Origin of the sequence: Aquirhabdus parva (genome assembly GCF_003351745.1) — a bacterium.
GTDB classification, from domain to species: Bacteria; Pseudomonadota; Gammaproteobacteria; order Pseudomonadales; family Moraxellaceae; genus Aquirhabdus; species Aquirhabdus parva.
Window position 1 is genome coordinate 908,755 of record NZ_CP031222.1, and the last position, 13,282, is coordinate 922,036.

At 46.0% G+C, this 13,282-nt stretch carries 12 protein-coding genes and 1 tRNA gene; 11 read left to right on the plus strand and 2 right to left on the minus strand.

Annotated features, from left to right (window positions below; genetic code table 11):
• Nucleotides 1-123 precede the first annotated feature (123 nt).
• The 7 genes from HYN46_RS04010 (at nt 124) to HYN46_RS04040 (ending at nt 7,388) form a co-directional block, all read left to right on the plus strand.
• Nucleotides 124-3,750, plus strand: a complete 3,627-nt coding sequence (locus HYN46_RS04010) for a tetratricopeptide repeat protein (protein ID WP_114898203.1) — start codon at nt 124-126, stop codon at nt 3,748-3,750.
• A gap of 76 nt (nt 3,751-3,826) precedes the next feature.
• Nucleotides 3,827-4,222 carry a hypothetical protein gene (locus HYN46_RS04015; protein ID WP_114898204.1) on the plus strand — a complete coding sequence of 132 codons (396 nt, stop codon included), beginning with the start codon at nt 3,827-3,829 and terminating at the stop codon, nt 4,220-4,222.
• A 154-nt stretch (nt 4,223-4,376) separates the two neighbouring features.
• Nucleotides 4,377-5,012, plus strand: a complete 636-nt coding sequence (locus HYN46_RS04020) for a MotA/TolQ/ExbB proton channel family protein (protein ID WP_114898205.1) — start codon at nt 4,377-4,379, stop codon at nt 5,010-5,012.
• Nucleotides 5,013-5,088: 76 nt separating this feature from the next.
• Nucleotides 5,089-5,571, plus strand: a complete 483-nt coding sequence (locus HYN46_RS04025) for an ExbD/TolR family protein (RefSeq protein WP_114898206.1) — start codon at nt 5,089-5,091, stop codon at nt 5,569-5,571.
• Complete coding sequence (locus HYN46_RS04030; protein ID WP_114898207.1) at nt 5,568-6,074, plus strand: ExbD/TolR family protein; 507 nt, start codon at nt 5,568-5,570, stop codon at nt 6,072-6,074. Before HYN46_RS04025 ends, HYN46_RS04030 begins: the two co-directional genes overlap by 4 nt.
• Entirely contained in the window at nt 6,067-7,236 is a 1,170-nt protein-coding gene (locus tag HYN46_RS04035) for an AgmX/PglI C-terminal domain-containing protein (RefSeq protein WP_114898208.1), read from the plus strand. Before HYN46_RS04030 ends, HYN46_RS04035 begins: the two co-directional genes overlap by 8 nt.
• A 62-nt stretch (nt 7,237-7,298) precedes the next feature.
• Nucleotides 7,299-7,388 (plus strand) — tRNA-Ser (locus tag HYN46_RS04040).
• Nucleotides 7,389-7,489: 101 nt separating this feature from the next.
• On the opposite strand, the gene HYN46_RS04045 is transcribed toward HYN46_RS04040, so the two are convergent.
• Nucleotides 7,490-7,948, minus strand: a complete 459-nt coding sequence (locus HYN46_RS04045; RefSeq protein WP_114898209.1) for a glycine zipper family protein — start codon at nt 7,946-7,948, stop codon at nt 7,490-7,492.
• 36 nt (nt 7,949-7,984) lie between these two features.
• On the minus strand, nt 7,985-8,443 hold the full coding sequence (locus tag HYN46_RS04050) for a hypothetical protein (protein WP_114898210.1): 459 nt from the start codon (nt 8,441-8,443) through the stop codon (nt 7,985-7,987).
• 519 nt (nt 8,444-8,962) lie between these two features.
• On the opposite strand from HYN46_RS04050, the gene HYN46_RS04060 reads away from it, so the two are divergent.
• From HYN46_RS04060 to HYN46_RS04075, 4 genes are all read left to right on the plus strand, one after another.
• On the plus strand, nt 8,963-9,334 hold the full coding sequence (locus tag HYN46_RS04060) for an adenosine deaminase (RefSeq protein ID WP_114898212.1): 372 nt from the start codon (nt 8,963-8,965) through the stop codon (nt 9,332-9,334).
• Between the two features lie 99 nt (nt 9,335-9,433).
• Nucleotides 9,434-11,221: a lipoprotein N-acyltransferase Lnb domain-containing protein gene (locus tag HYN46_RS04065; RefSeq protein WP_114898213.1), complete on the plus strand. Its 1,788-nt coding sequence runs from the start codon at nt 9,434-9,436 to the stop codon at nt 11,219-11,221.
• 95 nt (nt 11,222-11,316) lie between these two features.
• The gene (locus HYN46_RS04070) at nt 11,317-11,928 is read left to right on the plus strand and encodes a TetR/AcrR family transcriptional regulator (protein ID WP_114898214.1); all 612 of its coding nucleotides are present in this window, start codon (nt 11,317-11,319) and stop codon (nt 11,926-11,928) included.
• Nucleotides 11,929-12,102: 174 nt separating this feature from the next.
• Nucleotides 12,103-13,260 carry an iron-containing alcohol dehydrogenase gene (locus HYN46_RS04075; RefSeq protein WP_114898215.1) on the plus strand — a complete coding sequence of 386 codons (1,158 nt, stop codon included), beginning with the start codon at nt 12,103-12,105 and terminating at the stop codon, nt 13,258-13,260.
• Nucleotides 13,261-13,282 lie beyond the last annotated feature (22 nt).

Below are 13,282 nucleotides of genomic sequence, written 5' to 3' on the forward strand. Positions count from 1 at the left end.
CTGTGAGTGTTACAGGTCAACGTAAAATAACGCTTTATTTGCTTAACTCGATGCTCAAGCTGTGATGCTTGAGATCATCATCTGGTTCGCATAAGCGAAGGTTATAAATCAAGGATAGTTCTTATGCGTCGTGCGGTATCCAAGCTGTTGTTAGCGCTATTAAGTATAGAAGCAGTGTCAATGTCATCCTTTGCGAAGACAGGGACGCTTGCTGACTTGGAAAATATCACGCCCGATACAACGACGCCTAAGATTATCAATACGCCGCAACTTTCTTCTGCTGAAGAGACCCGTATCGATAATCAGCTTTATGACCGCATGATGAAACAAGCGCACGAATCGCGGGACCCTAAAGCGATTAATGCCTATTTAGATCTCGCTCGTAAAATCAAAAGTAAACAGCTTGGCGGGACCGATGAAACCAGCGAACTTAAAAGCCGCGTAGAATTTTATCAAGAACAAATTAAAAACTTACCGGCGAATGAACTGCGTGATGATCTATTTTATGAACTGGCGAGCAGTCAGGATCGTTTAGGTCGCCCAGAAGCTGCAGCTGTAGCATTGTCTGATTTGCTCAAGCGATTCCCAAAATCGAGTTTTGCCCCTGAAGCCCATTTCCGTATTGCTGAAGACGCTTTTAATCGTAAGCAATATCGCGTTGCGACCCAAGAGTATCAAGCGGTATTGGCACTCGGTGATAGTAAATATAAGCAACAAGCCCAGTATTTCTATGCATGGTCCATGTACAAAGATGGTCGTTTTGAAGAGGCGATTGTCCCTTTTCAGGATTTGATCAATGGCTTGCAAGCGAGTAACCGTCAGTCAACGTTGAACAAACGTGATGCATTGCTCTTGCAAGACAGCTATCGTACTTTGTCGTCTATCTTTGTCCAGTTGGGCGGACCGCCTGCGCTGGCAAAATACTATAATGGCAAGCCGCTTAGTGATGAAGAGCTCCTGATGTATCGTCAAGTGGGTGATCGTTATCGTGAGCAGAAGCAACTGCTTGATACCGCAAAAGTATATGAAAGCTTTGTGCAGCGTCATCCGAAAGATGAGCAGGCAGCGATCTTTAGTCGTGATGCGATTGCCGTATATAACGAAGCGGGATTCGCGCAAGATATTATTCGTGCTAAAAATGATTATGTGGCGCGTTATGACGTAGAGCAAAGTTTCTATAAATCTGCTTCACCTGTGCAGCAAGAAACCTTACGTCCGATCCTGAAGTCACAATTGGATGACTTGGCTAAGCACTATGATGCGATGGGTCAGACCCAAAAGTCGACTGCAGATTATTTACATGCGGCTGATCTGTATCAGAAGCAGTTGGTCCTTGCGACAGAACCTGCGGATCAAATTCGGATTCAGGAGCGTCTTGCAGAGGCGCTGTATAACGGCGGACAGTTTGAGCGCGCGATTCCTTATTTTGAAACGCTTGCCTATAAAACCCCAGCAGCTAAACCTAGCGAAATGGGCTATTTTGCACTGTTATCTTATCAAGCCCGCGCGAAAGAGCTCAGCAGTCAATCGGCTCAGGTTCAAAGTGACTGGCTTGATCAGCAGCGGGTGAGTAGTCAGCGTTATGCAAAGACTTTCCCAACCGACAAGAGTTCCGCATCGGTATTGCTGGCCATGGCAGGGCAGTACTTAGATCGTAAACGTTTTGATATTGTTGAAAGTCTGGCAGCGCAAGTATTGAGCTTGCCCAATGTTCCTGCGAGTGATGTCAAAACAGCGAGTATTCTGAAAGCCAATGCAGAATTTGACTTAAGTCATTGGGCTGACGCCGAGGCGAGTTATCGTCAGGTACTGGCTTTATCGAATCTGAATGACGCCGAGCGAACTCGTTACCTCAATCAGCAAGCTGCAAGTTTATATAAACAAGCCGATACACTGCGCGCTGGTCAGTCTAATGATGAGGCGTTAAAGCTCTATCAACAAGCTGCAACAGTCACGCAAGATACGGCGGTGAAAGTGGATAGTAGCTATCAAGCGGCGATGATTTATGGTGAAACGCCGAAAGCACTCCCTTTACTGCAAAGCTTCTACAAACAATATCCGAATAGTCCGCAAGCCGAAGGTGTGCCTGAGCGCATCGTGAAGTTACAAGAGAGTGTGCAAAATTGGTCTGGTGCTGCTGAGACCTATTTAACGATTTATCATCGTGATATTGCAAAGCCAGATGGCGCTAAACAAGATAATGCATTGATTGCATTGTGGTTATCTGCTGAAAGCGAACGTAAAGCCAGTCAGAATAGTGCAAAAGAACTTGCACTGTATCAGCAGTACTTGAAAGAGCCGCGTGCTGTGCTGGCACAAAGTGTTGAGGCCAGTGAGCGTTTATATCAAGCTGCAGTACTTAAGCAAGATGTACCAACTCAGAAACAAGAACTGGCAAGACAACTGCAGTTTTATCAGCAGAAGTTTCAGACCGCACCAGCAGCAGTTCAGCCTAGACTGCGTTATTTAGCTGCGCGCAGTTTGACCGAGCAAGCCACTCCGCTTGTTGAGCAATATCGTGCAGCCGCCTTGACCCAACCTCTAAAAGACAGTGTCGCGCGTAAACAGGCCCTTCTACAGAAGTTAATCGCAAGTCAGCAAGCGATCATTGATCTAAAGGTGGCGGATTTCGTCACGGAGTCACAATTCGTGCTCGGCGATAGTTTTGCGCAGTTCTATGAAGGCGTATTGAAGACTCCAGCACCGACGGGGATGAGTGACCTTGAGACGGAGCAATACCAAATTGCTTTGGAAGAACAAACTCAGCCACTAAAGGATAAGGCGATTGAGTGGCATAAAGCCAACGCGAGTTTAGCGCTTGATTCATGGGACCAGTGGGTTGCAAAAAGCTATAGCGCTCTTGCAAGCTTATCTTCAGGTCGTTACCTACGTCCGATCAAAGCGCCTGCAATCCCAGCAAGCAATCCTGAGCTTGCACGTATTGCAGCAAAAATTGATCAAAGCCCAGACAAAGCGCTTACAAGTTTAGATCAGCTTTTAGCAGCTACACCTGCAAGCAAGGCTATCGCACAGCCTAAAACAGAGAGTCAATCGATCCTAGGTAAGCTCACCAGTAAAGTTACTGGTAAAACGCCTAACAATGATTCAAAAGCCGTTCCTGTTTCTAGTAGTGTAGACACCATGCAGTTGATCCAGAGTTATCGCGGCATTGCCTTGATGCGTTTAGGGCAGTTTAAAGATGCTGCTACGGCATTTACTAAAGCGGATGCCGTTAACGATCAAGTTCAAGGTGTGACCAAACAAGCAGAGCCGTCTTATATGCTGGGTGTGGTGAATGATTTGTACTTAAACGATCAACCGACCGCATTGGCTGCTTACCAGAAGTATTTGGCACTCAATCCTGAAGATAAGTCAGTGCAAAAATGGGTGAATTTGCTGCAAAAGCAACTTAAACTGCCGTTAACGGTCTTTAGTAAGCCTGTCGTTGCTCCTGCGGCAAGTGCGCCAAGCGACGCAGTCGTCGCCGTAGCGCCGGGCACTTCAGTGGAGCCCGCAGCGGCTTCGACGGCAAATGTTCCTGCTACAGCAACAACTCCAGTGGTAAAGAGCGATTCTACAGCCACAAGTTCAACGGCAGTGGTTACGCCACCGTCGTCAGCAGTGGCTGAGCAGAAAACTGCTGAAGCACCAACTCCGGCTCCTGCAAAAGCAGATCCGGCGACAACCTCTCCTGCGGATAATCCAGTGACGAAGAGTCTGCTCGAGCAAGTTTTAAGGCAGCAGCACTAATGTGCATAACGATGATTTTAACGTTGCAATGTCGTTGTGTTTGGTTATGTTGCGACATCGTGTGTTTGGAGGAATGATGAAAAATCATTTAATGACGCTACGTGTATTGATGACTGTCAGCATCATGTTTGCTACAGGCTATGCCTCAGCAGCACCATCGGCCGATGAAAGTTCTGCGGATGCGACAGCTGTGCAAACTCAAGCAGTCAGTACTGTGAAAAGCAAAGCAAAAGTGAAAACTGCGCGTAAAGCCAATGATAGTAATATTGCGGGTCAAACAGATATTGTGGCGAATGTCGATATGCCGATGGTCACTAATATTCTACCTTGGCAAGAAAAAGAGGGGAAAATTCCAAAGGATATCCTTGAGTTTTCTGCCTTGAAAGATTCATTGACCCCCACTGATCGCGATCGCTTGGCGAGTGAAATCCGCTACACGGCAATCCTGAATGAGCCAGTCAATCGTAAATAAGTCAGAAGCTTGTATGCGTGGGCGAGCTTACGTTTGTCACGAGGACAAGCGGCAGGACTTACGCATGAGTAATTCTTAAAATATTGATATGAATATCATTATTTTTTTAGCTATGAAGAAGTATACTTAAATCACGTAAATAGGAGTTTTTAAAATGGAATTTATCAAGTTTATTCAAGTGGGTGGCTTTTTCATGTACCCGATCATGCTGGTGTTCTTTGCTGGCATGGCGATCTTCTTTGAACGTCTCTATGCATTGGGTAAAGCTCGCGCACGTAGCCGTGAGATCTGGTCAAAAGTCCAACCTGATGTACAAGCGGGTCGTTTGGAAACTGCATTCAGTGCCGTGAAAGATGACACCAGTGAAGCGGGTCGTATTCTGGATTATGGTCTAGGTGCAGCGGCAAGTGGTGCAGACATGCCCCATGTAGAAGGCGCGCTTGAAGAAGGTTTACTTGAAGTGATTCCACGTCTAGAAGCCCGTACCAGCTATATTGCGACACTGGCAAACGTTGCGACCTTGCTGGGATTGCTCGGAACCGTTCATGGTTTGATTCTCGCATTCGCGTCAGTTGCCAATGCTGATCCAGCACAAAAAGGTGATTTGTTATCTGCTGCACTTGCAGTGTCGATGAATACCACCGCATTTGGTCTGGGTGCTGCGATTCCACTCGTTCTCGCATTTACTTTCTTGCAAAACTATACCCAGCAAGTCATTGAAAGTTTAGAGATGATTGCGATGAAAGTACAAAACTCTATCCGCCGTACATTTCCAACCCTCACGAACTAATGCTCTTTCTTTCCCATCATTCATTGAGGGAAAAATAGAAGGGTAGGAGCGATGAGGGCGATAAGGAGGAAGTGTTATGTCGATTCGTAGACGTCGTCACCGAGAGACCAACACCGAGTTGGATCTCACTGCATTTATGAATTTGATGGTGATTATGATCCCATCATTGCTCATCAATGCTGTTTTTACACAAGTGAATGTTTTAAATGTTGATCAGCCGGGTGATGGTGCACCGCAAACGGCAGCCGCAGCGATCAAGCCACCGCTGACTCTGGATGTCGGTGTTTATCCTGATAAGTTCGTGATTAATAATCGTGGTCATGGGCAGTTGGCCGAAATTGCTGGGCATGATTATGCGAAGCTCAATGCCGCACTGGTGGATATCAAACGACAATATCCTGCGGTGAGCAGTGCAACATTGCGGATCGATGAGACCGTTAAATATCAAGATATTATTTATGTGATCGATGCGGTTCGCATCGTGCAAAGTGGGCAAACGGGCAATAGCTATGCGCTGTTTCCGAATGTACAGCTTGCAGGTGTGGAGGGAACACCATGAAGATTTCTCAGATTCGACGTCATAAGCGCAAGCAGGCGCTGAAAAGTAATACGGCACGTTTGACGCTGACGTCATTGATCGACATTTTTACGTTGCTCGTGTGTTTCTTGCTGGTGGGCTTTCAGGGTGAAGCACAGATTCCTTCGATCAAAGGGCTGGCACTGCCAATTTCAAGTTCTTATGCACCGCCAGAGTCTTCATTAACCCTAGTGGTTACGCCAACAGAAATTCGCGTCAATGAAAAAGTCATTCAGCGTTTAGATGTGCCCGTTGCTGAAGGTGCAACTATGGATTTCACGCCACTCATTACGACATTGGCACAGCAGGCACTTCGCTTTAAGCCTTCTCAAGTGGTCAATGGCACGCCTGAGCGCACTGTGATTATTTTGGCAGATCAAAATATTCCGTACGCGACATTGCATCAAATCATGATGGTGTGTAGCCAACAGCATTTTGGTCGTATTGCGTTTGCTGTGAATAAGGAGGCAAAGAAAAATGCCTAATACTATTCCGAATGCAGGGTTGAATACCTCGTTACCAAAATTGCAAAACGCGCATGCCTTGGGTTGGTTACCGTGGGATTATGGTCAGTTCCGTAAGTCAGACTTGGCGTTCTCCGTGTTTGCCGTGCTGTTCTGCGTGGCGATACCTTTTGTCAAAGTACCGTTGCCTGAGCGGGTGATCCCTGCACGGACGGTTCTTGCACCGATTGATATCGCACCGCCGGAAGTAAAGCTGGTGGAGAAGAAAGAAACGCCTCCACCTAAGACCAAGGAAGGCGCTCAGCCTGAAGCCGCGAAAGCATTGCCACGTGCTGCAGCACCGAATCATCCGCTGCCTAAGCCACAGCCCCCAAGTCAGGCAGGTTCACCGGACAAGCCGCCTGTACAAACGGTACGCCCAGCGCGCGCGACAGCGGATGCTGCTACAACGCAACGTGCTGCGGCTTCCCCTAATCCAGGTCCGTTACCGACAGATACACCAGCGCCTGTATCCCACGCTACAGGCCCGAGTGCTGCTGAGCTTAAAGAGCAGGCTCAACGCCGTGCACAAAGTCTCGTCGCAGCGGCAGGAATAGGTACCGCTGTAGGGAGTTTAACCAACGGTACCAGCTCTAACCCAAAGGCCGTTGAAGGACGAGGGCTGCAAAAAGGTGGAGTTGATGGTGGTCGTCCTGATCCAAAGTTAGGGATCGGCGGCGGTGGTACAGGCGGCAACGGCGCAGCAAAATCAGGCGTACGCTTTGGTTCCGCAACCGATGGTGATAAAACCGGTCATGGTACAGGCAGCTTGTCTGGACGCGGCACGGATGATGTCAGCGGCGGAAAAATCAAAGGCAATGGTACGGGTAATGCGGGTAGTGGAAGTTCTGATGCTGGTAAAGGTGCACGGGATGACGTGAAACGCATCATGACGCAGAATGCCGGACGTCTGCAAAGTGCTTATATGCGTGCACTTGGTGATGATCCGACTATGGAAGGAAACTTCACCGTTCGCTTAAAAATTGCCCCAGATGGTCATGTAATCAGTGCCAGTGTGGTCTCAAGTGATCTGAATAACAGTAAGCTTGAAGGTCAATTACTCGCCATGATTAAGGGTTTTAGCTTCAGTTCGGGTAGTTTTGACGTATGGGAGCAAAATTATAAGTATAATTTTATTCAATAGGTCGTTAATTCAGCGTTTTGCGGTTGTCTTTTTAAACTGAACTCGTTAATATTTGCGCCTCTGGAAGCGTGGCTGAGCGGTTTAAAGCACCGGTCTTGAAAACCGACGAGGGTGTGAGCCCTCCGTGAGTTCGAATCTCACCGCTTCCGCCAAATTTGTAAGATGTAAATAAAAAAGCCCTTATTTGATAAGGGCTTTTTTATTGGCTATTGTTCGGATCTCTGAACGTAAATACATCTTTTATAGATGGATATTAATATCGATAAATAACGCGCTGTTGCTGGGGTTGAGGAAGCTGATTGCCATTGGAATACATACATTGCTCATAAGCAATGTCATAGCGCCTTTGTAAGCTATACGATGCATCTTGGGCATAAGACCCTCCGAACAGTGAGCCTCCTGCCAAGCCTACAGCAGCACCAGTCCCGACTGCACGGCCATGGCCTCGGCCACCAATTGCACCCACGGCTGCACCAAGTGCAGTACCAATCACAGCCGCACCAACTGCCGAATCATTCGCAGCCTGCGCAGCAGGCCCCACTGAGTTCGCCGCAAAGTTACGGCATTGCTGATCTTCCTGCTGGAACAAATCAAAAGGTTTACCGGGTGCAGGCATCACCGCCACATTTGGGCCACTTGGCATCGTCTGACAGCCGCTGAGTATCGTTGCACAGCTTACTACAGCAGTCGTGATATACAGTTTTATACTCATCATCATTCTCCTCAGATATGCTTTTTTATCTGTTTCTTAGCGTGCATCAGAAGGTTTTACAGGCGTCTTCTGCCATCCCGAAGGGCAACTTGGTACATTGGGGTAATAGCCTTGTGGCGAGCCGCAGTAATACCAAACTTTCTGCATTACAGGCGCTGGGGCTGTCTGCGGTAAAGGTTGAGCGGGTTGGCTTTCTACAATCGTTGTCACAGGCTCACTCACGACATAGGCGGGCTCAAGTTCAGGGTCTGGATACGGATATATCGGCGCAGGATAGAGTAACCATGCACCGCCCACTCCCCACCACCATCCATAATGACCGCCATGCCAGCCTTGTCGCCAATATCCGCCGCGCCAGCCGACAGGGTTGTAATGGAAATGATAAGCGCCAGCCCAATTGCGTCCATAATGAGGGTAGGCCTGTGCTGGCGATATAAGTCCTATACCACCCATGATAGATATCGCCGAGGCTACGATCAGCACTTTAGATTTCATGATTGATATCTCCCTGTGTATGGTTCAATCGTAGAAACACTACGACCTCATCTTGAGGTAATCCAAAACACGATCATTGCTTCATAGAATTCGTTGACTTAAGGGCAGTCTGCGATTCAAATTTGGTCTAATCTTGGGTTTTGTGTATTTTTATATGATCGAACTGGATGGTTTGGTAAGTGGGTGGCAAAGGGTTTTAGAGGTGCTTATCTATTATGTTCATCAAATGTCGGTGAGTTTGAATCTCATTGTTTCTGTCAAATCTGGTGGTATTGAGAAAAAGCTAATCGTTAAATTATTTTTAGTCTCTTTCAACTCTCTATTCCATAGAGAGTTTTTTGGTTGATCTAAAATTTTTATAAAGAATAAATAAAACTAACCATTTGATATTTATTGATAATTAATTATTTTTAATATAACCCAATGATTTTAATTTATTTTTATTTAAATTGTAATTTTACGGTGATAGAATCGTCGCTGTTTTGTATCTGGAACTATGTCTTCAAAAGGGGAAGAATAATGAATGTGTTAAAAAATGGATTGGTATTAGGTGCTATTGTTTCAATCGCTCTGGTTAGCGGTTGTGCCTCAATCATTAATAGCAAAACACAAAAAGTGAATATTACTACGTCTAATGGCTCTAAAATCGTAGCAAATGTCGATGGTAAAACTGTGCAAGCCCCTGGTATTGTTGGGTTAGATCGTTCACGCGTAGAGAAAATTATTACCACTTCAGATGCCAATTGTGCTCCGCAAACAATCGCTCCAAGTTCTGTTGATCCGATCTTCTTCGGCAATATCTTGATTGGTGGTTTACTCGGTTCGACAACGGATTACTCCACTGAAAAGATGTGGAAATATGACAATACGTTGATTATCAGCTGTAAATAAGCCATCTTGACGTTTACTTCAAAAAAGTTAGCGCAAATATGGATAGGGAAGCGAGGCTTTTTAGCTTCCCTTTTCTTCGTACTTAGCTGTGCTTTTTCAATGGCGCATGCACAACGCATTGATACTGCTGATTCCGATCAGATCGTTGATCAGGCTTTAAGCCAAAAACTAGAGCAGCGCCTAGAGTGGCAAGCACTTCTCCATGTCCATGATCAAGAACCTTATATCAAAGATAACCAGTTTCTTTTAAGTTGGCCTAGATTTTCATTGGCTAATGAGCTGACAAAAAATATAAGCGCCCTACTCAGTGCGAATAACACCACTTATATCTGTAAATTTCCTGCACGTGCCATTTGGCTCCAGCAACAGTTGCAACTGCCTCCGATCTCTTTTGCACAGTGCCCTGATTTTCTAGAATATCTGGACAATGCGCCTGCTGACGAGATTAAGTTGGTCTATGTATCGGATAATATCACTCAGCCATCCAGCATGATGGGTCATGTGTTAATCCAATTTTCAGGGATTAATCAGAAGAATCAGCATGTGGATCATGCCATTTCTTTTTTTACTGATGTACAAGGAGTCAATGCACCTAAGCTAATGTTTGAGGCGATGGTGACGGGTAAAAAGGGTTATTTCTCCCTGACGCCATTACAAGAAAAGTTGGAACGCTATCGGCACCGTGAACAGAGAAATATCTGGACCTATGATCTGCGTTTAACGGATGAGCAAAGACAGCGTATTCAATATCATGTCTGGGAGCTCAAAACTGCGCCGTTGACCTATTACTTCAGTCGTTATAACTGTGCAACCTTAACCCATTTTATGCTGGCGACAACGGGCGATGCAGAGGTCAGCAAGCGTTTTAGCCATATGCTGACACCACTTGATATCGTCAAAAGTAGTGATGCCGCGCATTTGATTGTCGGTACAACGTTGCTGCCTGCCGATAAGTTTGCGATTCGTATGTTATCTGACTCTTATAGCCCTTCATGGCAAAGAAAACTTAAGAGCGCGGTAGATCATCAAGCGCTTAAACAACTGATTGAAAGTACGCCATCACCAGAAGAGAAGTTTGTGATCTATCAGGTCGCTAGCCATTATCGTGATTACCGCATTGATCAAGGGAAAGTTGCAGCCGATCAGGCAGAGTTTAATACGCAGTTTGAGCAATCTAAACCACTGGTTCAGGATTTCTCGATTGATCTTTCTCAATATAAAAGTCCGCTGAAAGCGCCTGATGACAGCCAGTTCTCGGTAGGGAGCGGTTATGACAATCATCAATATGATATTCGTTTGGATTACTTACCTGCGGCGCAGAAGCTTGAAGATGATAATAGTCAATCCGCGAGTGAGCATGAGTTGCTGCTTGGCAATATTGGACTGAAGTACTTAACCCAAGAGAAAAAGCTCAAGCTGGATTACTTAAAACTTTACTCAATGACATCCTATATTCCTTACGATGTGTTAACGGGTGGTATTTCCGGAAAATTTTCAATGAGCTATGAGCCTCATGTGGATTATCGTCTTACAGAGCAGCATGCGACAACGATTGAAGGGGGAGCTGGATTGACCCATCAAGTGATGCCTAATTTAAGTATATCGGTACTGGGTTTGGTGGGTATTGATTATTTTCAGCATGGCGTAAGTGCGCATGTCTCGCCCAGTTTGGGGCTTATTGCCAATGAAAAATATGATATGAAGTCGGTTATCCAATACCAACGCATTTATACGACCCAGCAATTCAGCCAACCTTATAATTCCATCAAATGGATTCAGTCTAAGCGTTTTACCCCTGAGTTGAGTCTACAGTTTACGTTTGAGCAGTTTTGGAATAATGACAAGCAAAAAACGGCATACGCCCTCATGCTTAAAAAGATGTTCTAAAGTATTTTTGGTTGTGTCTGTGAATTTCTATATTTTTCGAATGGTTTACATTTTATTACTAGACGACTGGTCTATTTCTAATTAATCTTCATGCCATGAGAGCAACCCATGATTCAACTCGCCATCGCATCCTAGATGCAGGAGAGAGCCTTATTGCAAAGAAAGGCTTTAATGGAATCGGCTTGGCTGAAATCTTAGCGGCTGCAGAGATTCCCAAAGGATCTTTTTATCATTATTTTGGTTCAAAAGAAGCTTATGGGAATGCGCTGCTTGAGCACTATATCGAAGGCTATAAGCTAAAGCTTGATGCACTGCTGAATGCGGATGGACTGAATTCAGCAACAGCACGTGAACGCCTGATGAGCTATTGGTCAGATTGGTTGAATAGCCAAAGCACATGTAGTGGTGCGCGTAAATGCCTTGTGGTTAAGCTAAGTGCGGAAGTGGCCGATCTCTCTGACGACATGAGAAACACCCTTAAGCAGGGTACTGATCGGGTAATTAAACGTCTGACGACCTGTATCGAAGAGGGAATAGTCGATCAGTCGATCCAGATTAACCAACCCGCAGCAGTGGTCGCACAGATGCTCTATCAGCTTTGGCTTGGTGCCAGTCTTCTGAGTAAGCTAAGCGGGGATCGTAGCTCATTTGAGCTGGCCATGCAGGTTACCGAAGCCACCTTGTCTGCATCGCATCCATCATCCTAATTCATCATTAGTCCAGCTTTAGAGTGACTCTGAAGCTGATGAGGTTATATCCCTTCACGTTTTGAACTGTATTTAAGTAAGAAGTTATATGTACGAACTAGACGACCAGTCTAATATTTTTGAAGTTGAGATGTTTCTATTATTTTTCGCATACCGCGAAACTCTGGAGTTGTTATGCAAAACTTTGAATTTTATAACCCTACTCGGATTGTATTCGGTCCGAACAAAATTGCTGAACTCAACCGTCTGGTTCCGCAAAATGCAAAAGTCCTCATTCTGTTTGGCGGTGCTAGCGCAGAGAAGAATGGCACGCTGGCAGAGGTAAGAACGGCACTGTCTCAGCATGAAGTCCAAGAGTTTGGTGGCATTGAACCGAATCCTACTTATGAGACATTGATGAAAGCCGTTGAGCTTATCCGCAGTGAGAAGCTGGATTTTCTCCTTGCTGTAGGCGGTGGATCAGTCATTGATGGGACGAAGTTTATTGCCGCTGCTGTCAATTTTGTAGGCGAGCCGTGGGATATCTTGACTACGCATGGTGCAGTTGTGAAGCACGCCATTCCTTTTGGCACGGTACTGACTTTGCCGGCGACAGGTTCCGAGATGAACGAAGGTGCCGTCATCACGCGTCAAGCCACCCTGACCAAGCTTGCTTTCATGAGTGAGCATGTCTTCCCGCAATTCTCAATTCTTGATCCAACCAAAACCTATACTTTGCCTAAACGTCAGGTTGCCAACGGTGTTGTCGACGCCTATGTGCATATCATGGAGCAATATTTGACCTATCCCGTGGATGGTCGTGTACAAGATCGCTTTGCAGAAAGCTTGCTGCTTACCCTGATTGAGATTGGTCCTAAAGTATTGGCGCAACCCGAAGATTATGACCTGCGTGCAAATCTGATGTGGGTTGCGACATTGGCACTTAATGGTTTAATTGGGGCCGGTGTGCCGCAAGACTGGGCAACACATATGATTGGTCATGAGCTGACGGCAGCTTACGATATCGACCACGCTCGAACACTCGCCATTGTTTTACCTTCCATGCTGTCAATCCGTCGTACTGAAAAACGCGACAAGTTACTCCAGTATGCTGAGCGTGTCTGGCAGATCACCAGCGGCTCTGATGATGAGCGCATCGATCAAGCCATTGCCAAGACTCGGGCATTCTTCGAGTCTTTAGAAGTGCCAACGCGTCTCAGTGCTTATACCTTAGGTCAAGATGCCGTACATCATGTGGTGAAGCAGCTTGAGAGCAATGGTATGGTCAAGCTTGGTGAAAAGAAAAATGTCACTTTAGACGTGAGTCAGCGTGTGCTTGAGGCAAGTTTGTAAGACGCTCTTTTCATTTCATTGA